Here is a 21,992-nt window from a genome sequence, read left to right on the forward strand (position 1 = left end):
CCACCCACCCACGAAGTAAGCGAACCCTAACTAGATGAACACTAATCGATGGGCAACTAGCGTTGACATGCCCGGTTCTCATAGAGTCGCCGATACGACCTACTGCGTGTGACGCAGCAGCAAGCCCGAGAGGAAAAAGATGGCCGCGAAGACGACCGCCGAAAACGACATCGCGGACGAGGATCTCGAACCCCTAGCCGACGAGACCGCCCGCCAGGCGCAGCGCGTTGTCGCCGCCTACGCCGAAGACGCCGACGAGTGCAGGATGCTGCTCTCGATGCTCGGAATCGGACCCACCACCAAGCTCGACTGAGAACTTCATCCACTTCGACCGCGAAGGAAGCCCGTGGCTGCCAGCTCGGAATCGTCAGCATCGTCAGAACGCTCGAGTTCTGATCCTGTTTCCGGGCAAGCCGACTTCGTCGTCGTCGCGAACCGACTCCCCGTCGATCTCGACCGCCTTCCGGACGGCACCACGCGCTGGAAGCGCAGCCCCGGCGGCCTCGTCACCGCGCTCGAGCCGATCCTGCGCCGCAACAAGGGTGCATGGGTCGGCTGGGCGGGGGTCGCGGACGCCGAGCTCGACCCCGTCGTCGAGGACGAACTCGAGCTCTACCCCGTCCCGCTGAGCGCGGCGGAGATCGCCGACTATTACGAGGGCTTCTCCAACGCCACACTCTGGCCGCTCTATCACGACGTCATCGTCAAACCCGAGTACAACCGCGACTGGTGGAACGCGTACGTCGAGGTCAACCGGCGTTTCGCGGAGGCCACGTCGAAGGCCGCCGCGCACGGTGCCACCGTGTGGATCCAGGACTACCAGCTGCAGCTCGTCCCGAAGATGCTGCGCATGCTCCGCCCCGACCTCACCATCGGGTTCTTCCTGCACATTCCGTTCCCGCCGGTGGAACTGTTCATGCAGATGCCGTGGCGCACGGAGATCATCGAGGGTCTGCTCGGCGCCGACCTGATCGGCTTCCACCTCCCCGGCGGCGCTCAGAACTTCCTGTACCTGGCCCGGCGGCTCGCCGGCCAGCAGACGTCCCGCGGCACCGTGGGCGTCCGCTCCAAGCTGGGCGTGGTGCAGGTCGGATTCCGCACCGTGCGGGTCGGCGCGTTTCCGATCTCCATCGACTCGGGCAAGTTGGACGAGCAATCCAGATCCAAGTCGATCCGGGACCGCGCGAAGAAGATCCGGCGGGAACTGGGCAATCCCAAGCACATCATGCTGGGCGTGGACCGCCTCGATTACACGAAGGGCATCGACGTCCGCCTCGCCGCCCTCCACGAACTGCTCGACGAGCAGCGCATCGATCCCGCCGACACGGTCATGGTGCAGCTGGCCACGCCGAGCCGCGAACGCGTCGACAGCTACGTGCAGATGCGCGACGACATCGAACGCAAGGTATCGCGGATCAACGGCGAGTACAGCGAGGTCGGCCGGCCGGTGGTGCACTACCTGCATCGGCCGATCCCCCGCGACGAGCTGATCGCCTTCTTCGTCGCCGCCGACGTCATGCTGGTGACCCCGCTCCGCGACGGCATGAACCTCGTCGCCAAGGAGTACGTGGCGTGCCGCAGCGACCTGGGTGGCGCTCTGCTGCTCAGCGAATTCACCGGCGCGGCCGCCGAACTGCGCCAGGCGTTCCTCTGCAATCCGCACGATCTCGACAGCGTCAAGGACGCGATGGAGCAGGCCCTCAACCAGCCGAAGGAGGACGGCCGACGCCACATGCGTGCCCTGCGCAGGCAGGTGCTCGCTCACGACGTCGACCGGTGGGCCAAGTCGTTCCTCGACGCGCTCGCGCACGGCGGCGCCGCGGGTCCCGCGCTGATCGCGCCCGCCGAGGCCTCCGAGTCGGACTACGACGCGGACGCCACCGAGGACAACTGACCTTCCCGGCCCAGCTGGCCGGACGTCACCAGGAACGCGACGAAGTCGCGGATCGTCTCGTCGGCCGGACGCGGAACGTAGCCGAGTTCGGACCGCGCCTTGCTGCCGTCGACGACCGGCGCGGCGAGCAGCGCCGACATCGCCGACCGCGACAGCACGTCGGATCCGAACCGCGCCCCGATCGGTTCGGCGATCGGCAGCACGCGTTCGATGACGCTGAGCGGGAACGAGTACAGCGGCCCCCGACGGCCCGCCGCACGCGCTGCCCTTCTCACGGCATCGTGCATGCCGAGCATGTGTCCGGAGATCAGATAGTTCTCCCCGGTGCGCCCCCTCTCCCCGGCGGCGATCAGACCGGCGGCGACGTCGCGGACGTCGACGAAGTCGAACCCGCCCTGCACCGCCGCGGGAACCCGGCCGCGAGCAGCGTTGCGCAGCAGGGCGTTCACGCGGGACAGTCCGTAGTCGACGGGCCCGTACACGCCGGTGGGGTTGCAGATCACCGCGTCGAGTCCGGCCTCGATCACGTCGCGGAGTGCGAGTTCGCCTGCCCACTTCGACCTGTCGTACACCGGGATCGCCGCGTCGACGGAGCGGGGCGAATTCTCGTCGAGCGTTCCGCCGCAACTGCTCTGATCGAACGAATGCACGGAGCTGCAGTGCACCATCCGCCGAACACCCACGGCGAGAGCAGCTTCGGCGACAGTGCGCACTCCGGTCGTGTTCACGGTCCAGGCCAGGTCGTCCTTCTGCGCGAGGGTGATCATCGCGACCAGGTGGTAGACCACCTCGGCGCCGTCCAGGGCCCGTTTCATGGATTCGACGTCGAGCACGTCGGCGTTCACCCAGGTGACCCCATCTTGGGGCGCGTACCGGGAACGCACGCGGTCGATCGCGGTCACCTCGTGCCCCGCCTCGACCAACAGATTCAGCAGATTGTTGCCCACGAATCCCGCGGCGCCGGTTACTGCAACCTTCATCGACGACTCCCCGTTCGGTTGTGGCCCCGCGGCGCAACGTCGTGCGCCGGCGACCGGCCAAGAGCCTCCGACACTACTAGAACTTGTTTCACTTTGTGAAGGGGTCGTACGTCAGGCCACGATCATCTTGTTCCACCACGAGCCCACCGGTTCGTTGACGCGCGCGCCGTCCGAGAACAGCCCCACCCACGCGCCCCGGTCGTGCACAGCCACCGCCGCGGGCGAACGCCCCACTGCGGCACGCAGTTCCGCCACAGTCGGCGCCGGGAGGGCCACGCCTACACCGGGGTCAGCTGATCGACGAGCCAGCGGTCGTCCACCTTCTGCAGCGACACCCGCACCCGACTGCCCGACGTGCGGGCGTCGGGCGCCTCGGCACTCGTCGTGGTCTGGTTCAGGTACAGCAGCACCACCGCCGTGTCGGGTGTGGTCGACACGGGCGCGCCGGCCTGCACCGACACCTGCACGGTGAGTTGCTTTTCCTTCGCGCCCGGGGCGATGGTCTGCTGCACCAGCGTGGTGTAGTCGTCGCGGAACGAACCGGTGAGTCCGTCTGCGGCAGCGGCCAATTGGTTGTCGACATCGGAGAAGTCGTACGCCAGCATCGCGACGGCCTGCTTGCCCGCCGCGTCGACGGCCTCGGTCCGCGCCCGCTCCGCCAGCTGATCCTGCCGGTAGCCGTACCAGAGGAAGCCCACCCCGACGGCGAGGGCCACCACCACGACCGCGGCCGCGATCTTCAGCGCTGTCGCCTTGGTGATCGCGAACTTTCGCGTGCCTTCGTCGTTCTCGCTCATGGGACGAACTCCACCTTCGATGCGGTCAACTTGCCGTCGACGTCGCTGATCGTTACCCGCATCCGGAAGTCGCGTGGCGACGGGTCGGGCTGTTCCTTGCTGCTCACCATCGTCCGTGCGGCCACGAGGACGTTCGCCGAGATGGCCGTCTCGGTTCCGTTCTCGATGCCCGCCTCGACGACCTCTCCCTCGGTGGTCACGTTCGCGTCCCGGACGACACCGACGAAGGGATCCTCACGGCCCTGGAATTCTTCGAGGAACTGACCCGACGCTCCGGCGATGATCCGGTCGACGTCTTCCTTCGCCGTCTCGGGATGGATGGTCGTCAGGTTGAGCACCGTCTGCCGGGCGGTGTCGACGAATGCCTGCCGCCGATCGTCCCGCTCGCGTGCGGACCGGAGGTCGAGCAGCAGCACCACCGCAGCGGCGACCAGTGCGATGATGACCACCGCGGTAACACCCCACGCGAGCAACGACTTCAGCGAGCGCTGCGGCTTCGGACTGTCGGCCGCGGGAGCGTCGGGGGAGGCGGCCTTCGCCGTCGTCTCGCTTTCCGTGTCGGACGCGGCGTGCGCGTCGACGGGCTTGGCGAGGACCACCGGCTTCGGCGCCTCGGTCTCCCCCACCGGTGGGCCCGCGTGCCGGACGGCTCGTCGCCTGCTCCGCTCCCTCCCGGCGGTTGCCTGCTCGGACGAGTCGGTTGCGCGGTGGTCTGTGCTGGAACTCAAATCTGCTGACCTGTCATCATCGTCTGCCACGTCGAGTCCTTTCCCTGCACCGCCAGATCCGGTTGGGTGTACGTCTTTCCATCCGAACCAATGAAGCTACCGGTGGCCGGGTCGTAGGGCACGGCCGCGACCGGTGCACCCGCGGCGCCTTCGTAGGAACTCGGAACGGCTGTGTACGAGGGTACATCCGGCGGCATGATGGGCCCGTACGGCGGGTTGTTGCCCGACGCCTCCCAGCCCTCCCGGCACGCCTCGACCGTCGGTGCGCGACGACCGGGATACTCCATGCACGGCAGGTTCCGCGCACCGCGGACCACCGACGGGTCATCCGAGGCGGCCTTGCAGTACAGGTCGTTCGGGGTGGCGATCGGATCGGTCTGATCGCCGGACCGGCGTTGCTCCGGGGGGAGGAATCCCGTCGTGCACGCGGGCGGATCGTGCAGCTGCAGCGCGAAGTCGACGATCGCGCCGTCCTCCACCGGACCACCCTTGGCCGCGGTCACCAGGGCCGCCGTCAGCGGCGGGTAGATGACGAGGACCTGCTCGATGCTCTTGTTGTAGATCACTCCGACCTGGGCGACGCTCACCAGATTCCGCAGCAGGATCGGCAGCGTCGGCTGCAGGTCCTGGAACAGCTGGGTGGCCTCCTGCGCGGCTCCCGGCCCCTTCTCCAGCACCGACCGCAGATTCGGGTCGCTCGCCCGCAACTGATCGGTGAACGTCACGAGGTCCCGGGTCCACGACCGGATCGCGTCGCTGCTGACGGTCTGGGTGTCGAGCAGCGGGCCGACCTGATCGATGAGGGCCTTGGTCGCGTCGCTGTTGGCGTCGGCCTCCTCGACGAACAGGCGGGCAGAGTCGATGAGCCTCTGCAGGTCGGGTCCGGATCCGTTGAACGCGGTGAACGCCTCGTCGATCACCGTCTGCAACCGGGTGTCCGAGATGCTCGCGAGCAATGCGTCCGCCTGGTCGAGCATCTCGCCGACGTCCTGCGGGATGGTGGCGCGATCGAGCGGGATCACGTCACCGTTCGCGAGGTACGGACCGTCGGCGGGGGCTCCGGCTCGGGGAATCAGATCGACGTACTGCTCACCGACCGCCGACACACTCTTCACGGCTGCGTCGACGTCTGCCGGGATCTTGTAGTCGCTGTCGAGCGACATCTTCGCTTCCACGCCGTCCGCCGTGAGTGCGACGTTCTCGACGACACCGATGTTGGTGCCCCGGTAGGCGACGTTGGCGTGGGAGTAGAGCCCACCCGTCGACCGCAACTGGACGCTGACTTCGTAGCGTCCGACACCGAACAGCACCGGCACCTTCACGTACTGGATCGACATCACCACCAGTCCGATGACGGTGAGGATCGAGAAGATGATCAGCTGAGCCCGAACGAATCCGGTCATTCTCATGGTGTGGGCGCCCCTCCCAGTTGCGGCGGAAGGCCCGGTATCTGCGGCAGTCCGGGTATCTGCGGGAGTCCCGGAATCAGCGGCGGCGGCGGTGCCGGGGCGGGCTGCAGGGGTGCCTGCAGCGGATCGCCCGACTGTCCGGCGACACCGGCGAGCGATCCCACCGCGCCCTCGACGCCGCCGAGCGATCCCCCGAGCCCGGTTCCGGTGAGGAAGTTGTTGTCGACGCGTGCGTTGGTCAGGTCGATCGTCATCATGAGGTTCGCGTAGTCACCCTGGATCGCCTTGTCCATCGTCTTCATCGGGAACGGGTACGTGAGCATCAGGGTCAGCACCTGGGTCAGTGCGCTCCCGGAGTTGGCGAGTTCGCGCAGCACCGGGGTGAGGTTGCGGAGGTTCGTCTTCAGTTCCTCGCCGCTGCTCTCGACGAGGCGGCTCGCGGTGTCACTGAGCTTGCCCACCTCGACCAGGGCGGTGGTGAGGTTCTGCCGCTGTTCGACGAGTACGTCCAGCGCGGGCGGGATGCCGTCCAGCGCCGCGTCGAGGGTGGGCTTCTGCTCGTTGACCGTGCCGGACAGCCGGTCGAGCCCCTCCATCGCGCCGATGATGTCTCCGCGCTGCTGATCGAGGCTGGTGACGAGCTGGTCGAGCTGCGGCAGAAGGTCGCGGATCGAGTCCTCCCGGCCGTCCAGAGTGGCGTTGAGTTCCTGGGTGATGTCGCGGATCTGGGCGATGCCGCCGCCGTTGAGCACCACCGACAAGGACGACAGCGTCTGTTCGGTGGTCGGGTAGGCGCCCGCCCGCTCGATGGGGATGACGTCGCCGTCCTCGAGTGTGCCCTCGGGCGCGGTGTCGGTCGGCGGGGCAAGTTCGAGGTGCTGCGAGCCGAGGAGGCTGGTCTGGCCGATCTTGGCGGTGGCGTTGGCCGGCAGTTGGACGTCGCCGTTGATCGACACGGTGACCAGCGCATGCCAGTCCTGTACCTCGATACCCGTCACCGCTCCCACCGTCACGTCGTTGACCCGGACCGGCGAGTTCTGCGACAGCGTCGTCACATTGGGCATCTGGATCTCCACGGTGTAGGCGTCGTCGCCCTGTCCCTCGGTGCCGGGCAGCGGGAGCGAGTTCAGGCCCTCCCACTCGCATCCGGTCAGTGTCAGGGACAGCGTGATCGCCACGGCCGCGATGCCGCCGCGACGCACCCGTGTGCGCTTCGTCATCGCCCACCTCCCGGCTGCAGCAGATCGTTCAGGTCTCGGGGCACGTCCACGGTGGGCATCCCGGCGAGGGTGCCGGTCACCGGGGGCGCCGCGGTCCGCGGCGGGACGGAGCCCTCGAGACTGGGCGGGCTGTACTCGATCTGGTCGGGGAACGCATTCACACCCGTGGTCGGGTTCGTGAGGATGGGCAGGTAGTTCATCGTCAGCGAGTTTAAGACCGGCGACAGGTACTGGGTACACAGATCGGCACTTCGATTCGCCTCGTTGGCCTGCAGGCTCTGAATGGCACCGCACATGAAGTTGACGGGATTGCCGAAGTTCGACATGGCGATGGCACCGACGAGCGAACCCTGCGCCGGCTTGTAGATGTTACTGAAATTGGCGAGCGCGGTGGGGGCGACGTGGAGGACCTGCTCGATCTGCGGCCTCTTGTCGGCGAGAACCTGGGTGGCGTCGGCCAGCCGCCCGACCTGCTCGCTGAGGGCGGCCCGGTTCTCCACCACGAACCGATTGACGTCACCGAGGGCGATGTCGAGATCGTTCAGTGCCGTCCCGAGTTCGTCGGAGTTGGTGGCGAGCATGTTCGACACCGACGCGAGCCGGCCCTCGAACTGGACGATCTGCTCGTTGCTCGACGACAGCGCGGCCACGAACGTCTGCAGGTTGCGGATGGTGGAGAAAAGGTCGGTGCGGCCGTCGGACAGCGTCCGCATGGTCTCCGACAGCTCGCGCAGCGTGCTCCGCAGCGACTCGCCGTTGCCGTCGAGATTGTCTGCGGCGGTGTCGATGAACGTGCCGAGGGAGCCCTGCGGGTCGGCCCCCTGCGGTCCGAGTGCCTTCGACAACTTGTTCAGTTCGGTCTTGATCTCGTCCCACTCCACCGGCACGGCGGTGTGCTCGATCGGGATGCTCGCCCCGTCACCCATCGTGGGCCCACCCGAATACACCGGCGTCAGCTGGACGAACCGTCCCGACACCAGGCTGGGCGCGACGATGACGGCCTTGGCGTCGTCGGGAATCTCGACGCTCTTCTTCACGTTCATGGTGACGCGGGCGAAATCGGCGCCGGGTTCGATCGAGTCGATCGTGCCCACCTTCACGCCGAGGACGCGGACGTCGTCGCCCGAATACAGTCCGGTCGTCGTCGGGAAGTAGGCCGTGATCGTGTTCTGGAACAGCTTGGGCACGAACATCACGGCGGCGCCGACGACCAGCACCACCACGACTGCGGCGATGCCTCCGCGGATCAGCCACTTCTTCCGCGCGTTCGTGATTTCCGGGTTCGTCGTCATCGTGGCGGTTCCCTCAGCTCGATGGACGGACCTGTCTGCAGGTAGGCCTGGAGGTCGTTGGGGAGATGCTCCGGCCAGGTCACGGCATCGCTCAAACCCTGGAACAGATTGCCGATGCCGATGTTGTAGACGTAGGCCATGAAGAACGGCCCGCTGCCGACCGATTCGCCGAGCTGGGTGGCGTACGGCGCGAGGCCGTCGAGGGCCTGCGAGATGTTGTCCTTGTTCCGCTGCAGGATGTCGACCACCGAGTTCAGCTTGTCGAGCGTCGGTTTCATCTGCTCCTCGTTGTCCTGGACCAGACCCGTCAGCTGCTGGGACACCGCGGAAATGTTGACGATCAGCTGACTGATCGCCGCGCGGCGGCGGTCGAGCTCGCCGAACAGCTGGTTCCCGTCCACGATGAGAGAGTTGATCTGCCCGCTGCGTTCGGCGAGGATGCCCGTCACGTTCTCCGCACGGGAAAGCAGTTGCCGCAGGCTCTCGTCTCGCGAATTGATGCTCTCGGACAACCGCGTCAGGCCGTCGAGGGCGGTGCGCAGTTCGGGTGGTGTGTTCTCCAGCGCGCCGGACATCGCGTTCAACGCGTTGTTGACCTTGTCGGTGTCGAGTTCGGACACGGTGGTCGACAGGTCGCCGAGTGCGTCGTTGAGCGAGTACGGGGAGTTGGTGCGTTCCAGGGGAATCGTCGATCCCACTCGCATCGTGTCGTGCCCGAGCGGGGTGACGGCCAGGGATTTGCGCCCGAGGACCGTGTTGGTCTTGATGTTCGCCTCGGTGGCGTCGCCGAGCGCGATGCCGTCCTGGATCGAGAACGTGACGAGCACGTTCTGATCGTCGAGTTCGACGTCGGCGACCTTCCCGACGTCGACGCCGGCGAGGGTGACGGTGTCGCCGGCCATCAGGCCGCCCGCGTCCTCGAACACGGCGGAGTATTGCGTTCCGCCCGAGAGGAATTGCAGCTGATCGTATTGCAGGGTCGCGATCACGATCATGCTCGCGACGGCGACACCGATGATGCCCACCTGTACGGGATTACGTTCACTCTTCATGACTACGGTGCACACCTCCCCGCCGTCTGACCGCCCGGCATGTTGAGGAGCAGATCCGATCCGTCCGGGCCGGAGAACTTGAACTTCACTGTGCAGACATACATCTGGAAGAAGCTGCCGTACGTACCGATCCGGATGAGGCGGCGGTAGGCGGCGGGCAGATTCTGGAGAACCCAGTCCAGGTCGCCCTCCCCCGCCTGCAATTGGGTGGCGGTGCGGTTTGCCTCGGCGATCGTGCTCTGCAGCGGCGGCCGCGCGCCCTCGAGCAGGTTCGCGAGGTCCCCGGTGGCTCCCGCGATGCGGGGAATGGCGTCACCGATCTGGTCGCGGTCCTGGGAGAGCCCGCTGACCAGTTGCTGCAGTTGGTCGAGCGTGGACCGGAACTGGTCGCCCCGGTCGTTGATCGTGCCGAGAACCTGGTTGAGGTTAGTGATCACCTCGCCGATCAACTGGTCCCGGTCCGCGAGGGTGTTCGTGAACGAACTCGTGCTGCCGAGGAGCGAGACGAGTGTTCCGCCCTGCCCCTGGAAGACTTTCACCAGAGCGTCGGACAGGTCGTTGACCTGCTGCGGGTCCAGTGCCCGCAGCAGCGGCTTGAACCCGCCCAGCAGGAGGTCGAGATCGAGTGCGGGAGAAGTGTTCTCGACGGGAATGGAGCCGCCGTCCGGCAGCGGCTCCACCGATCCGGCACCCTCGAGCAGTTCCATGTACCGGTCGCCGACGAGATTCTCGTACCGCACCGTCGCCTTCGTCCCGTCGAACAGCGAGTACTTGGTGTCGACGGTGAAGTCGACGTCGGCCTGGTTGTCGTCGTCGATCTTCACGTTCTCGACGGCGCCGACGGGAACGCCGGCGATCCGCACCTTGTCGCCGGGCTTGAGTCCGGACACGTCCGTGAACGTGGCGTGGTAGCCGTCGCTGCTACTGAACCGGTACTGGCTGAACACCAGCGCGAGACCGGCGAAGATCACCGACATCACCGTCGCGAAGATCAGCAGCTTGACCGTGGTGGCTCGCACAGTCACTGCCCACCCTGCTCGGGGTACACACCCGCGAACAACAACTGGAACACCTTCGGCAGGTGCACCTGAACTTGCGTCGACGGCACGAAGGGCACCGTTCCGGTGTCGGCGACGACGAAGTTCGCGTGCACACTGGGATCAGGATCGGGAAGGCCGTGACAGTTCGGCCCACCTGTCGCGTTCACTTTCGGCAGGTCCTTCGGGTAGGTGTACGGCGTCTGCCCGTACATGAAGCTGGCGCTCAGCGCGATCCCCGGCTGGTTGCCGCCGATGAGTTCTTCGGCGAGCGGGATCACGTTGTTCAGGCCGACGATGAAGCAGGAGATCTCGGGCGAGTACTCGGCGAGCAGATCCGTCGTCGGGATCAGCAGGTCGAGCGCGGAGTCCAGGTTCTGCTCGTTCTCGGTCAGGACGGTGTTGGCCGTGTCGGCGAGCCCGGTGACGTTGAGCAGCACCGCATCCAGGTTGTCCTGTTCGTCGACGACGGTGCCGCTGGTGGCCGTCGCGTTGTCGAGCACCCGCAGCAGATCCGGCGCGGTGTCGGCGTAGACGTCCGTGACCTGGGCGGCCTTGGACAGGTCTTGCTGCAGCTGAGGCAGACTCGGATTCATCTTCGCCAGGTAGCTGTCGCTCTGCTCGAGCAGCGCGCCGAGTTCCTCGCCCCGTCCGTGCAGCGCCGAGGAGATGGCGCCGAGCGTGGCGTTCAGCTTCTCCGGCTGCACCTTGGCCAGCACGTCGGAGAGGTGCTGGAAGACGGTGTTGAACTCGACGGTGACGTTGTCGGAGGCGATGACGGCGCCCGGCTGGAGATGGGTGGACGACGGATCGTCCGGCATCATGAAATCGACGTACTTCGCGCCGAACACGGTGGTGGACTTGATCTCCACGGTGGCATTCGACGGAATGAGCGACATCATGTCGGGATACATGGCGAGTTTCAGCTCGGCACCGTCCGGCACGTGTTCGATGGAGTCGACGCGGCCGATCTCGACACCGAGGAGCTTGACCTTGGCGGCGGGTTCCATCACCAGCCCCGAGCGATCCGAGGTGACGGTGACGGGCGTGGTCTCACTGAAGGTTCCGTTGAACATGGCGAGCGAGACGCCGATGATCGCGAGGAGACTCACGACGAGGACGAGTGCCGCGAGTTTCTTCTTCCCACCCGAATCAGTCATCGACCGGCACCCCTATCCCGACAAGTTGAAGTTGCCGGACCCGCCGTAGATGGCGAGCGAGATGAGCAGGGTGACGGTGACGACGGCGATCAGCGAGGAGCGCACCGCGTTGCCGACGGCCACGCCGACGCCGACCGGACCGCCCGAGGCGTTGAAGCCGTAGTAGGTGTGGATGAGCATGATGGCGATCGCCATGACGATGGCCTGGGCGAACGACCACAGGATGTCCGTGGGTATCAGGAATGTCGAGAAGTAGTGGTCGTAGACGCCGGACGACTGGTCGTACAGCACCACGGTCGCGAACCGGCTCGCCATGAACGATGCGATCACCGCCAGGGCGTACAGCGGGATGATCGCGATCATTCCCGCCATCACGCGCGTGCTGACCAGGTACGGGATCGACGGGATCGCCATCGTCTCGAGCGCGTCGATCTCCTCGGAGACGCGCATGGCGCCGAGTTGCGCGGTGGAGCCGGCACCGATGGTCGCGGCGAGCCCGATGCCGGCGATGACCGGGGCCGCGATGCGCACGTTGATGAACGCCGCGAAGAAGCCGGTGAGGGCTTCGACGCCGATGTTGCCGAGCGAGCTGTAGCCCTGCACCGCGATGGTGCCGCCGGTGAACAGTGTCAGGAAGCCGACGATCACGACGGTGCCGCCGATGACCGCGAGCGCTCCCGTGCCCATGCTGATCTCGGCGATGAGCCGCAGCGTCTCCCGCGGGTAGTGCATGATCGCGCGGGGTGCCGAGCCGATGGCACGCGCGAAGAACAGCGCCTGCTCGCCGAGCCGGTCGATCGAGCGGGACGCCGACGCGAACCGCTTACGAGTTCGGGGAAAGCGCCCGGCCGCCGCTAGTGCCATCTACTCCACCACCATGTCGATCACCCTGCCGTCAGCTTGATGCCGACGGCGGTGACGAGGACGTTGACCACGAACAGGGCCATGAACGAGAACACGACGGTCTGGTTGACGGCGTCTCCGACGCTCTTCGCGCCACCCTTGACGTTGAGGCCGAGGTAGGCGGCGACGAGCCCGGCGATCATGCCGAACAGACCGGCTTTGACTTCCGAGATGACGAGCTCACCGAATCCGGTGAGCAGGGTGATCCCGTTGACGAACGCACCCGGGTTGACGTCCTGGATGTAGACCGAGAAGACGAATCCGCCGAGGATGCCGATGGTGCAGACGAGCCCGTTGAGGAGCAGGGCCACGACTGTCGACGCGAGCACTCGGGGGACGACCAGCCGGTGGATCGGATTGATGCCCAGCACGCGCATCGCGTCGATCTCCTCGCGGATGGTGCGGGCGGAGAGGTCTGCGCAGATGGCGGTGGCTCCCGCGCCCGCCACGATGAGCACGGTGACGATGGGCCCCACCTGGGTCACGGTGCCGAGGGCGGCGCCGGCTCCACTGAGGTCGGCGGCGCCGATCTCGCGGAGGAGGATGTTGATCGTGAAGCTCACCAGAACGGTGAAGGGGATGGCCACCAGGACCGTGGGCACCATCGAGACCCGGGCGACGAACCACGCCTGGTCGACGAACTCACGGCGCTGGAAGGGCCTCGAAAAGACTGCCCTCAACGTCTCGCCCGACATCGTGAAGAACCCGCCGACCGCACGCAACGGCACCTCGAGGAGGTCTACCATCCGCCCTCCTCGTCCATGATCGCGCCCAGCACCGACTGTCAGTTCGAGCCCAGCCCCCCAACGGTCTGTGACTCAGGTCATATTAACTAGAACGTGTTCACCTGTCAAAGGTGGTCGCTCATCAGCACAAATCGTCCCATATTCAGCACGCCCGAAGGGCGTGATTCGAGCGAAATCCGAGGGTAGTCATACGTACTTCGCGCGCCGGGAACGCCGGTCGAGATCGAACCCTAAGCGGTTATAGCACAAGAACTTTCGACGACAGAGGCGGGGTCCCGGCACTCGGATGCCGCACCGCCGACAGACGCGTTCGACTCGATGGGGCGACGAGGGTCGCGCGGCAGGCGAACAGCGGCGATCCAACGGGACCGCGGCCGAGAACTAGAACACGATCTAGTCAAATCCGGCACACCTCTCGAACACCCCACCGCGGTCGCCCGGCCCCGACACCGCCGCTGTCCAGTTGTCCTCAGTATCGCCCATCGCGGGTGCATTACCTGCGGAAACGATACTGAAACGCCCTTCGTGTCGGATCGCCGCCCCGGGAGCGGCAGATCAGCCCAGGTCGCGCAGCGCCGCGGACGCCGAGAACATGGCAGCCGGATCACGGTCACCGAAGTAGTCGCCGAGTTCCGCGGCGAGCGAGGCGGGCGTCCATCGACCGTCCGCGGCATCGAACCGCTGCTCCACGACCGGTGCCGCCATCAGCGCCACCATCGGGCCGTAGACGACGAAGACCTGACCGTTCACCGAGTCCGCGGCGGGTGACGCGAGGTAGGCGACCAGTGCGGCCACATGCTCCGGCGACAACGGATCGACCCCCTCGGCCGGCGCCTCCCCGAAGACGTTCTCCGTCATCGATGTGCGGGCCCGCGGGCAGATCGCGTTGGCGCGGACGCCGTACCGGGACAACCCACGGGCGGCGGACAGCGTGAGCGCCGTGATCCCCGCCTTGGCGGCGCCGTAGTTCGCCTGCCCCTCGGGGCCCAGCAGTCCCGCCTCCGACGACGTGTTCACGATGCGCCCGTACACCGGGGCCCCGGCCTCCTTCGACTTCCCCCGCCAGTAGGACGCGGCGGAGCGGCACAGCAGGAAGTGACCACGCAGATGCACCTTCAGCACGAGGTCCCAGTCTTCGTCGGACATGTTGAACAGCATGCGATCCCGCGTGATGCCCGCGTTGTTCACCAGAATGTCGAGACCACCGAGCCGGCTCTGCGCGGCCTCCATGATCGCGTCGGCGGTGGACCGGTCACCGATGTCGCCCGCCACGAATTCGACCTTCGCGCCCAGCCCCCGGATCTCGTCGAGCGTCGCCTCGACCGCGTCGTTCGCGATCAGGTCGTTGACGACGAGGGACGCGCCGGAGCGGGCCAGAGCGATCGCCTCGAACTTTCCGAGGCCCGATCCGGCGCCGGTCACGACGGCGACCTTGCCGTCCACGTTCACATCACGGTCGGTCGCAGCATTCATGAACACGCTCTCCTGGTTCTGTGCACTCGCGGGAACGTCACTGTAGAACGTGTTCTCATTTCGGGCAACAATCCTCAGGGATGCTCGCTCAGTGCGGCCCTCGGACACTGAGCGATCGCGGTACGCACGTCTTCCTCCCGGTCAGCGGGAGGAACAGCACTCGAGATGTGCAGTTGATCGTCGTCGTCGAGCTCGAAGATGTCGGGCGCGATCCCCACGCACACACCGTTGGCCTCGCAACGGTCGAAATCGACTCTGACCTCCATGGCAACCCTCACTTCTCCTCGTCTCGTCACTCGCGGATCCGGGTGCCGCCGGGCTGGGGCGCACGCCGTTCCTGGGATAACACTAGAACCTGTTCCAGTCGTGTGCAATGATTCGTTCCACGACTGCGAGCACGCCTACCGGGCACGCTTCGGGGCCGGCCCGGGCCGGCCCCGCCACTACCCCGCAGAGACTGGAACCTGTGCCAGATTTCAGCTGATTCCGCTCTCGGACCGGAGAGGTATTTCGATGCACATCACGTACACACCGCAGCAGCAACAGCTACGGGAAGAGTTGCGCGCGTACTTCGCGAAGCTGATGACTCCGGAGCGTCGGGAGGCGCTGGCCGCCACCACCGGCGAATACGGCGAGGGCAACGTCTACCGCGACGTCGTCGCCCAGATGGGCAAGGACGGCTGGCTGACGCTCGGGTGGCCCAGGGAGTACGGCGGCCAGGAACGGTCGGCCATGGAGCAGTTGATCTTCACCGACGAGGCCGCCATCGCGGGCGCCCCGGTCCCCTTCCTCACCATCAACTCGGTGGCGCCGACGATCATGCACTTCGGCACCCCCGAACAGAAGTCGTTCTTCCTGCCCAGGATCTCGGCCGGCGAACTCCACTTCTCCATCGGCTACTCCGAGCCCGAAGCGGGCACCGACCTCGCCAGCCTCCGCACCACCGCCGTCAAGGACGGCGACGACTACGTCGTCAACGGCCAGAAGATGTGGACGAGTCTCATCGCGTACGCCGACTACGTATGGCTGGCGTGCCGCACCGACCCCGACGCGAAGAAGCACAAGGGCATCAGCATGCTGATCGTCCCGACCACCGCCGAGGGCTTCTCGTACACGCCCGTCCACACGATGGCGGGCCCGGACACCAGCGCTACCTACTACCAGGACGTGCGGGTTCCGTCGTCCGCGCTCGTCGGCCCCGAACACGGCGGCTGGGCGCTGATCACCAACCAGCTCAACCACGAGCGGGTCGCCCTGACGTCGGCCGGGCCGGTCCTCACCGCCCAGCGCGAGGTGCGCGAATGGGCGCAGAACACGAAGCTGCCGGACGGCCGCCGCGTCATCGACCAGGAATGGGTCCAGATCAACCTGGCCCGCGTCCACGCCAAGGCCGAGTACCTCAAGTTGATGAACTGGGAGATCGCCTCGTCGACCGGGGCGAGCGAAGCGACGGGGAATGATTCAGCCCACGCTCCGGGCCCTGAGGCGGCGTCGGCCAACAAGGTCTACGGCACCGAATTCGCCACGGAGGCGTACCGGCTGCTGATGGAGATCCTCGGACCGTCGGCGACGCTGCGGCAGAACTCCCCCGGCGTCCTGCTGCGCGGACGGCTCGAGCGGATGCACCGGTCGTCGCTGATCCTCACGTTCGGCGGCGGAACCAACGAGGTGCAACGCGACATCATCGCCATGACCGCCCTCGGCCTGCCCCCCGCGAAGCGTTAGGACTACCACCATGGACTTCACTCCCACCGAGGCCCAGCAGGATCTGGCCGGCCTCACCCGAGGAATCGTCTCCGATCTCGTCACCAACGAGCGGCTGCGCGAACTCGACCAGGCGGAGGACCGTCTCGATCGGCGGCTCTGGTCCGCGCTCGCGTCGTCCGGCGTCCTGAGCGCCGCGCTGCCGGAGTCGGTGGGCGGCGACGGTTTCGGCGTCCTCGAGCAGTGCAGCATCCTCGTCGAACTGGGCCGCGCCGTCGCGCCGGTTCCCTATCTGTCGTCGATCGTGATGGCGGCAGGCGCGATCGCGAAGTACGGCACCGACCAGCAGCGTTCCGACTGGGGCGCACCGGCCGCGAGCGGCGAGAAGATCCTCGCCGTCGCCCTCGACGAGGAACTGGGCGACAACCCGGGTGCGCCCGTCACCCGCGCCGAACCCGGCGCGGACGGCTGGACACTCGACGGCACGAAGATCGTGGTCGACGCGGCGCCGTCCGCCGACCTCTTCCTGGTCCCGGCCACCACCCCGGACGGGGTGGCCGTCTTCCTCGTCCGCCCCGACGACGCCGGGGTGACCGTCACCCGTCAGCAGACCGTTGATCTGGCCAGCGTCGGTGAGGTGACCCTCGGCGGAGTGTCGCTCACCGGGGACCGACTGCTGGGCACCGTGGACCAGGGCGGTGAGATCGTCGGCTGGCTCGTCGAGCGCGGCTCGCTCGGTGCCTGCGCCTACCAGTACGGCGTGCTCGACGAAGCCCTGACGCTCACCGCGGCCTACGCCCGTGAGCGGGTCCAGTTCGGGCGGCCCATCGGCAGTTTCCAGGCCGTGGCCCAGAGACTCGCCGACGCCTACATCGACGTGAAGGGCGTCCGGCTCACGCTGTGGCAGGCGGCGTGGCGGATCGGCGAGGGCCTGCCCGGCGAAGGCGACGTCCAGACCGCCAACTTCTGGGCGTCCGACGCCGGGCACCGGGTGGCCCACACGCTCGTCCACGTCCACGGCGGCGTCGGACTCGACGAGGACCATCCCGTACACCGGTACTTCCTCGCCGCGAAGGCCCTCGAATTCCGGCTCGGTTCGGCCACGCAGCAGTTGCGCATCCTCGGCGCCGAACTGGCCACCGTCCCGGCATGACCGCCACGCTCGCCCGCACGGTAACGGACCTGCTGCTGGGGGTCGCAGGGTCCGATGACCAGGGACTGTACTTCGACGACACCTTCCTGCCCTGGTCCGAACACGTGCGGGCGAGCCTGCGCCGCGCCGCGGTCCTCGAGGATCTGCTCGACGACAGCCGGCCCCGTCACGTCGGTGTGCTCATGGACAACGTCCCCGAGTTCTCCCTGCTCGCCGGGGCGGCGGCGCTGTCCGGCGCCGTGCTCGTGGGGCTCAACACCACCCGGCGCGGCGCCGCGCTCGCCCGCGACATCGCGCTGGCCGACTGTCAGGTGGTCTTCACCGAATCCGGGCGGTCCGGGCTGCTGGACGGTCTCGACCCGGGCGTTCCCGTCGTCGACGTGGATTCACCGGAATGGTCCGCCCTGCTCGCCGAGGAGCGCCCCGAATTCACGCCGAGGGTCGCCGCGGCCGACGACCTGTTCATGCTCATCTTCACGTCCGGCACGAGCGGCGACCCGAAGGCCGTGCGCTGCACCCATGCGAAGATCACCGGACCCGGCACCATGCTCGCCGAGCGGTTCCGGCTGTCCCCGGACGACGTCGTGTACATGTCGATGCCCATGTTCCACTCCAACGCCATGATGGCGGCGTGGTCCGTGGCGCTCGCCGGGCACAGCTCGATTGCGTTGCGGCGCAAATTCTCCGCGTCGAACTTCCTGTCCGATGTCCGGAAGTTCGGCGTCACGTACGCCAACTACGTCGGAAAGCCGCTGTCGTATGTGCTGGCGACTCCGGAGATGCCCGACGACGCCGACAACACGCTGCGGGTGATGTACGGCAACGAGGGGTCCGCGCCCGCCGTCGCCGCGTTCTCGCGCCGCTTCGGCACCGCAGTGGTCGACGGGTTCGGTTCGACCGAGGGCGGTATCGCCATCTCCTCGGCACCCGGGGCGCCGCAGGGTTCCCTGGGCAGGCTTCCCGAGGGTGTGGCGATCCTCGATCCCGACACCGGCGACCCTTGTCCGCCTGCCGTATTCGATGCCGCCGGCCGGGTGGTCAACGCGGAGGCCGCCACGGGTGAGCTCGTCAACACGGCGGGGCCGGGGGCGTTCGCGGGCCACTACAACAATCCCGAGGCCGACGCAGAACGGATCCGCGACGGCAGGTACTGGAGCGGCGACCTCGCCTACCGGGACGCGGACGGGTTCGTGTACTTCGCGGGCCGCAGTTCCGGGTGGTTGCGCGTGGACGGCGAGAACGTCGGTGCAGCGCCCATCGAACGCATCCTGCTGCGGTACGACGGGTTCGCGCAGGTGTCGGTGTACGCGGTGCCCGACCCCGACGTCGGGGACCGCGTGATGGCTGCGGTCGTTCCGACGCGGGACTTCGATCCCGTGGCCTTCGCGGACTTCCTCGACGCTCAGTCCGATCTGGGACCGAAGCAGCGTCCGAGCCTGATCCGGGTGTGTGCCGACCTCCCCCGCACCGCCACGTTCAAGGTCGTCACCCGCGTGCTGAGCGCGGAGGCCGCGAACTGCGCCGATCCGGTGTGGGTCCGCGACGGGTCCGCCTACTCCCCCACGTGAGTGGCAATGTGTACTGACGCACACATTGCCACTCACCTACCGGAAACCGTCGAGGCGGGACACTGCCGTGTCGAAGCCCTTGACGAGTTCGTCCATCACCTCGGCCACGGGCCGGATCTCGTTCATCCGGCCGACGATCTGGCCCACCGGCATCGCCACGACATCCGGGTTCTCGGACGCGGCGATCCGCTGATGCGCCTCGCTGACCAGAAGATTCTGCAGCGGCATCGGGAGCGGTACCGGCGCTTCCGGCTTCGACCAGGCGTCGGTCCATTTGGTCTTGAGCAGGCGCGCGGGCTTACCCGAGTAGATCCGGGACCGCACCGTGTCGGCGGACGTCGCACCCAGCAGCGCGCGCTGGACAGCGGACGGGCCGTGGGCCGACGCGCTGCCCAGTTTGTACTCGGAGGTGGTGAGCCAGTACGACCCCATCCACACTCCGGCCGCTCCCAGAGACAGTGCGGCCGCGACCTGACGTCCGCTGCCGATACCGCCGGCCGCGAGGACCGCGGCGGAATCGCCGATGGCATCGACGATCTCGGGCACCAGCACCATCGACGCGATTTCGCCGGTGTGCCCACCGGCCTCGTAGCCCTGCGCGATGACGATGTCGACGCCGTTCGCGACATGTCTGCGTGCGTGCTCGACGGCGCCGGCCAGCGCCGCCACCGGAACGCCCTTCGCGTGGGCCTGATCGATGACGTCCTTCGGCGGTGAACCGAGGGCGTTGGCGATCAACGCAATTCGATGATTCAGCGCGACGTCGACATGTGAACGCGCCACCGAGTGCAGCCAGCCGAGCACCCCGGTCGCGTGCTCGGCACCCGAATCCAGTGGCGGCACACCCAGTTCGGACAGGGTGCGGTCGACGAACGCCCGGTGTTCCGCGGGGATCAGCGATTCGAGGTCCACCGACGTGCCCTCGGTGGGCACCTTGGCGGGCATCACGATGTCGACGCCGTACGGCTTGCCGTCGGTGTTCTCGTCCATCCACGAGAGAACGGCCTCGAGTTCCTCGGGGTCGTTGAACCGGACGCAGCCGAGCACACCCAGCCCGCCGGCGCGGGAGATCGCCGCGGCCACGTGTTCGGACGGCGTGAACCCGAACACCGGGTACTCGATGCCGAACTTCTCACTCACACTCGTGTGCATTTACGCGCCTTTACTTTCGGGCGAACCGTTGCCGTTGTGGTCGTCGGCCGGACGGGTCTCGGTCTGTTCCTTGGCCCAGCGGTAGTCGGGTTTGCCTGCGGGCGACCGCTTGATCTCGTCGACGAACCACAGGCTGCGCGGAACCTTGTATCCCGCGATCTCCTTGCGGGCCGCGTCGGCGATCTCGTGCAGTCCCGGGCGTGCCCCACCACGGGTCTGGATGACAGCGGCGACGCGCTGGCCGAAGCGGTCGTCGGGGATACCGACGACGAGGGCGTCGAAGACGTCCGGATGCGACTTCAGTGCGCCCTCGACCTCCTCGGGGAAGATCTTCTCGCCGCCGCTGTTGATGGACACCGAGCCGCGGCCGAGCATCGTCACCGTGCCGTCCGCCTCCACCTGCGCGAAGTCGCCGGGGATGGAGTAGCGGATGCCGTTGATCTCCTTGAACGTGGCCTTGGTCTTCTCTTCGTCCTTGTAGTAGCCCAGCGGGATGTGCCCCCTGCGCGCCAGGATGCCGACCACACCGGAGCCGGGTTCGACGGGGTTGCCGTCCTCGCCGAGCACGGACGTCGACGCGTCGATCTTCACCGTCGGACCGCCGCCGTGCGAATCACCCTTCGCGACCACACTGAGTCCACCGAATCCGGTCTCGGACGAACCGATGGAGTCGGTGATCATCCGGTTGGGCAGCAATTCGAGGTACTTGTCCTTGATGCTGGGCGAGAACAGCGCCGCCGAACTGGCCATGAGGAACAGCGACGACAGGTCGTACGGTTCACCGCTCGCCGCGTCGCCCTCCACCAGTGCGTCGAGCATGGGGCGCGCCATCGCGTCACCGGTGATGAAGATGAGATTGACCTTGTGCTGGTCGACGATCCGCCACACGTCGTGGCCATCGAATTCTGGGTGCATCACGCACTTTCCGCCGCCGAACAGACTCTGGAACACCGCCCACTGGCTGCCGCCGTGAATCATCGGCGGAATCGGGAAACGGGTCATGCCGGGGCTCTCGGCGCCCAGCTTCGCGAGATCCCACTCGTCCTGGACGTATTCGCCGGTCATGAAGTTGATGCCCCCGCCGAGCACCCGCCAGACGTCCTCGTGCCGCCACATGACGCCCTTGGGTTTGCCGGTGGTACCGCCCGTGTAGAGCATGTACAGGTCGTCGTTGCTGCGCTCGCCGAAGTCGCGGTCGGGGGAACCCTGCGCCAGCGCGGCCTCGTACTCGATGCCCTCGTAGTCGAGATCGGAGCCGTCCTCGACCACCACGGTGGTTTTCAGGAGCGGCGTCTCGGGGAGCACGTTCGCCACCTTCTCCGAGTAGCGGCGCTCGTGCACGAGTGCGACCATGTCCGAATTGTCGAAGATGTATTGCAACTCGTTCTCGATGTACCGGTAGTTGACGTTCACCATCACCGCGCGGATCTTGAAGACCGCCACCATCGCTTCGATGGCCTCGATGCGGTTCCGGCAGTAGATGCCCACCTTGTCGCCGGGCCGGACACCCTGTTCACGCAGGTAGTGGCCGAGGCGATTGGCCCTCTCCTCCATCTGCGCGTACGTCACTTCCCGGTCGTCGGACACCAACGCGACACGGTCCGGAACGAGGTCGATTGCGTGCTCTACGAGGTCTGCGATATTAAGGGCCACGTCAACAAAGTAGAACGTGTTACCGTTTCTGGCAAGACCTAATTTGAGAGCCAGCTCACACACCTTTCGGG

General features: G+C 66.9%; 20 protein-coding genes and 1 pseudogene. 5 read left to right on the top strand and 16 right to left on the bottom strand.

The window, feature by feature from the left end; genetic code table 11:
• Positions 1–139: 139 nt before the first annotated feature.
• Positions 140–313, top strand: coding sequence for a hypothetical protein (locus ACFTWF_RS14985; RefSeq protein WP_005244525.1), 174 nt, complete (start codon positions 140–142; stop codon positions 311–313).
• Between the two features lie 33 nt (positions 314–346).
• A complete protein-coding gene (locus ACFTWF_RS14990) occupies positions 347–1,894 on the top strand; it encodes a trehalose-6-phosphate synthase (RefSeq protein ID WP_378461997.1) in 1,548 nt (515 codons plus the stop codon).
• Here ACFTWF_RS14990 and ACFTWF_RS14995 read toward each other — a convergent pair.
• The 14 genes and pseudogenes from ACFTWF_RS14995 to ACFTWF_RS15060 all read right to left on the bottom strand — a co-directional run bounded on the left by ACFTWF_RS14995 (position 1,864) and on the right by ACFTWF_RS15060 (position 14,957).
• On the bottom strand, positions 1,864–2,874 hold the full coding sequence (locus tag ACFTWF_RS14995; RefSeq protein ID WP_378461998.1) for an NAD-dependent epimerase/dehydratase family protein: 1,011 nt from the start codon (positions 2,872–2,874) through the stop codon (positions 1,864–1,866). The two genes, ACFTWF_RS14990 and ACFTWF_RS14995, sit on opposite strands and share 31 nt — an antisense overlap.
• 138 nt (positions 2,875–3,012) lie before the next feature.
• Positions 3,013–3,150 (bottom strand): annotated as a pseudogene (locus ACFTWF_RS15000) (transporter); the annotation flags it as partial.
• Between the two features lie 2 nt (positions 3,151–3,152).
• Positions 3,153–3,671 carry a h domain protein gene (locus tag ACFTWF_RS15005; protein WP_378461999.1) on the bottom strand — a complete coding sequence of 173 codons (519 nt, stop codon included), beginning with the start codon at positions 3,669–3,671 and terminating at the stop codon, positions 3,153–3,155.
• Positions 3,668–4,399 carry a hypothetical protein gene (locus ACFTWF_RS15010; protein WP_378462000.1) on the bottom strand — a complete coding sequence of 244 codons (732 nt, stop codon included), beginning with the start codon at positions 4,397–4,399 and terminating at the stop codon, positions 3,668–3,670. The genes ACFTWF_RS15005 and ACFTWF_RS15010 overlap by 4 nt, the downstream gene beginning before the upstream one ends.
• Complete coding sequence (locus tag ACFTWF_RS15015) at positions 4,396–5,808, bottom strand: MCE family protein (protein WP_378462001.1); 1,413 nt, start codon at positions 5,806–5,808, stop codon at positions 4,396–4,398. The genes ACFTWF_RS15010 and ACFTWF_RS15015 overlap by 4 nt, the downstream gene beginning before the upstream one ends.
• Positions 5,805–7,028 (bottom strand): MCE family protein, encoded by a 1,224-nt coding sequence (locus tag ACFTWF_RS15020; RefSeq protein WP_378462002.1) that lies wholly within the window; start codon positions 7,026–7,028, stop codon positions 5,805–5,807. Before ACFTWF_RS15020 ends, ACFTWF_RS15015 begins: the two co-directional genes overlap by 4 nt.
• The gene (locus tag ACFTWF_RS15025) at positions 7,025–8,320 is read right to left on the bottom strand and encodes an MCE family protein (RefSeq protein ID WP_378462003.1); all 1,296 of its coding nucleotides are present in this window, start codon (positions 8,318–8,320) and stop codon (positions 7,025–7,027) included. Before ACFTWF_RS15025 ends, ACFTWF_RS15020 begins: the two co-directional genes overlap by 4 nt.
• Positions 8,317–9,372 carry an MCE family protein gene (locus ACFTWF_RS15030; protein WP_378462004.1) on the bottom strand — a complete coding sequence of 352 codons (1,056 nt, stop codon included), beginning with the start codon at positions 9,370–9,372 and terminating at the stop codon, positions 8,317–8,319. Before ACFTWF_RS15030 ends, ACFTWF_RS15025 begins: the two co-directional genes overlap by 4 nt.
• Positions 9,373–9,374: 2 nt before the next feature.
• On the bottom strand, positions 9,375–10,397 hold the full coding sequence (locus ACFTWF_RS15035; RefSeq protein WP_378462005.1) for an MCE family protein: 1,023 nt from the start codon (positions 10,395–10,397) through the stop codon (positions 9,375–9,377).
• The gene (locus tag ACFTWF_RS15040) at positions 10,394–11,569 is read right to left on the bottom strand and encodes an MCE family protein (protein ID WP_378462006.1); all 1,176 of its coding nucleotides are present in this window, start codon (positions 11,567–11,569) and stop codon (positions 10,394–10,396) included. The genes ACFTWF_RS15035 and ACFTWF_RS15040 overlap by 4 nt, the downstream gene beginning before the upstream one ends.
• A gap of 12 nt (positions 11,570–11,581) precedes the next feature.
• Positions 11,582–12,433: an ABC transporter permease gene (locus ACFTWF_RS15045; protein WP_073358221.1), complete on the bottom strand. Its 852-nt coding sequence runs from the start codon at positions 12,431–12,433 to the stop codon at positions 11,582–11,584.
• Positions 12,434–12,453: 20 nt separating this feature from the next.
• Positions 12,454–13,218 carry an ABC transporter permease gene (locus ACFTWF_RS15050; protein WP_015888557.1) on the bottom strand — a complete coding sequence of 255 codons (765 nt, stop codon included), beginning with the start codon at positions 13,216–13,218 and terminating at the stop codon, positions 12,454–12,456.
• Between the two features lie 555 nt (positions 13,219–13,773).
• Entirely contained in the window at positions 13,774–14,691 is a 918-nt protein-coding gene (locus ACFTWF_RS15055) for a 3-oxoacyl-ACP reductase (RefSeq protein WP_378462007.1), read from the bottom strand.
• Between the two features lie 74 nt (positions 14,692–14,765).
• The gene (locus tag ACFTWF_RS15060) at positions 14,766–14,957 is read right to left on the bottom strand and encodes a ferredoxin (protein WP_005244549.1); all 192 of its coding nucleotides are present in this window, start codon (positions 14,955–14,957) and stop codon (positions 14,766–14,768) included.
• A gap of 247 nt (positions 14,958–15,204) precedes the next feature.
• Here ACFTWF_RS15060 and ACFTWF_RS15065 point away from each other — a divergent pair, with 247 nt between their 5' ends.
• Genes ACFTWF_RS15065 through ACFTWF_RS15075 form a run of 3 tightly spaced genes read left to right on the top strand, consistent with a single transcriptional unit; the run spans position 15,205 to position 19,116 of the window.
• Positions 15,205–16,416 (top strand): acyl-CoA dehydrogenase family protein, encoded by a 1,212-nt coding sequence (locus ACFTWF_RS15065; RefSeq protein ID WP_378462008.1) that lies wholly within the window; start codon positions 15,205–15,207, stop codon positions 16,414–16,416.
• Positions 16,417–16,426: 10 nt separating this feature from the next.
• A complete protein-coding gene (locus tag ACFTWF_RS15070; RefSeq protein WP_378462009.1) occupies positions 16,427–17,548 on the top strand; it encodes an acyl-CoA dehydrogenase family protein in 1,122 nt (373 codons plus the stop codon).
• Positions 17,545–19,116 (top strand): long-chain-fatty-acid--CoA ligase, encoded by a 1,572-nt coding sequence (locus ACFTWF_RS15075; RefSeq protein WP_378462010.1) that lies wholly within the window; start codon positions 17,545–17,547, stop codon positions 19,114–19,116. The genes ACFTWF_RS15070 and ACFTWF_RS15075 overlap by 4 nt, the downstream gene beginning before the upstream one ends.
• A gap of 36 nt (positions 19,117–19,152) precedes the next feature.
• On the opposite strand, the gene ACFTWF_RS15080 is transcribed toward ACFTWF_RS15075, so the two are convergent.
• Both ACFTWF_RS15080 and ACFTWF_RS15085 read right to left on the bottom strand, forming a co-directional pair.
• Positions 19,153–20,268: an NAD(P)H-dependent flavin oxidoreductase gene (locus tag ACFTWF_RS15080; RefSeq protein ID WP_378462011.1), complete on the bottom strand. Its 1,116-nt coding sequence runs from the start codon at positions 20,266–20,268 to the stop codon at positions 19,153–19,155.
• Entirely contained in the window at positions 20,269–21,921 is a 1,653-nt protein-coding gene (locus ACFTWF_RS15085) for an acyl-CoA synthetase (protein WP_378462012.1), read from the bottom strand.
• Positions 21,922–21,992: the final 71 nt, after the last annotated feature.

This window comes from Rhodococcus sp. NPDC056960, from assembly GCF_042674125.1.
Taxonomy (GTDB): Bacteria; Actinomycetota; Actinomycetes; order Mycobacteriales; family Mycobacteriaceae; genus Rhodococcus_F.

What these genes read in the sequence shown, in the direction of transcription:
- ACFTWF_RS14985 (WP_005244525.1), top strand. Translation starts at nt 140, where the DNA reads ATGGCCGCGAAGACGACCGCCGAAAACGACATCGCGGACGAGGATCTC.
- ACFTWF_RS14995 (WP_378461998.1), bottom strand. Translation starts at nt 2,874, where the DNA reads ATGAAGGTTGCAGTAACCGGCGCCGCGGGATTCGTGGGCAACAATCTG.
- ACFTWF_RS15005 (WP_378461999.1), bottom strand. Translation starts at nt 3,671, where the DNA reads ATGAGCGAGAACGACGAAGGCACGCGAAAGTTCGCGATCACCAAGGCG.
- ACFTWF_RS15015 (WP_378462001.1), bottom strand. Translation starts at nt 5,808, where the DNA reads ATGAGAATGACCGGATTCGTTCGGGCTCAGCTGATCATCTTCTCGATC.
- ACFTWF_RS15020 (WP_378462002.1), bottom strand. Translation starts at nt 7,028, where the DNA reads ATGACGAAGCGCACACGGGTGCGTCGCGGCGGCATCGCGGCCGTGGCG.
- ACFTWF_RS15025 (WP_378462003.1), bottom strand. Translation starts at nt 8,320, where the DNA reads ATGACGACGAACCCGGAAATCACGAACGCGCGGAAGAAGTGGCTGATC.
- ACFTWF_RS15030 (WP_378462004.1), bottom strand. Translation starts at nt 9,372, where the DNA reads ATGAAGAGTGAACGTAATCCCGTACAGGTGGGCATCATCGGTGTCGCC.
- ACFTWF_RS15040 (WP_378462006.1), bottom strand. Translation starts at nt 11,569, where the DNA reads ATGACTGATTCGGGTGGGAAGAAGAAACTCGCGGCACTCGTCCTCGTC.
- ACFTWF_RS15045 (WP_073358221.1), bottom strand. Translation starts at nt 12,433, where the DNA reads ATGGCACTAGCGGCGGCCGGGCGCTTTCCCCGAACTCGTAAGCGGTTC.
- ACFTWF_RS15050 (WP_015888557.1), bottom strand. Translation starts at nt 13,218, where the DNA reads ATGGTAGACCTCCTCGAGGTGCCGTTGCGTGCGGTCGGCGGGTTCTTC.
- ACFTWF_RS15055 (WP_378462007.1), bottom strand. Translation starts at nt 14,691, where the DNA reads ATGAATGCTGCGACCGACCGTGATGTGAACGTGGACGGCAAGGTCGCC.
- ACFTWF_RS15060 (WP_005244549.1), bottom strand. Translation starts at nt 14,957, where the DNA reads ATGGAGGTCAGAGTCGATTTCGACCGTTGCGAGGCCAACGGTGTGTGC.
- ACFTWF_RS15065 (WP_378462008.1), top strand. Translation starts at nt 15,205, where the DNA reads ATGCACATCACGTACACACCGCAGCAGCAACAGCTACGGGAAGAGTTG.
- ACFTWF_RS15070 (WP_378462009.1), top strand. Translation starts at nt 16,427, where the DNA reads ATGGACTTCACTCCCACCGAGGCCCAGCAGGATCTGGCCGGCCTCACC.
- ACFTWF_RS15075 (WP_378462010.1), top strand. Translation starts at nt 17,545, where the DNA reads ATGACCGCCACGCTCGCCCGCACGGTAACGGACCTGCTGCTGGGGGTC.
- ACFTWF_RS15080 (WP_378462011.1), bottom strand. Translation starts at nt 20,268, where the DNA reads ATGCACACGAGTGTGAGTGAGAAGTTCGGCATCGAGTACCCGGTGTTC.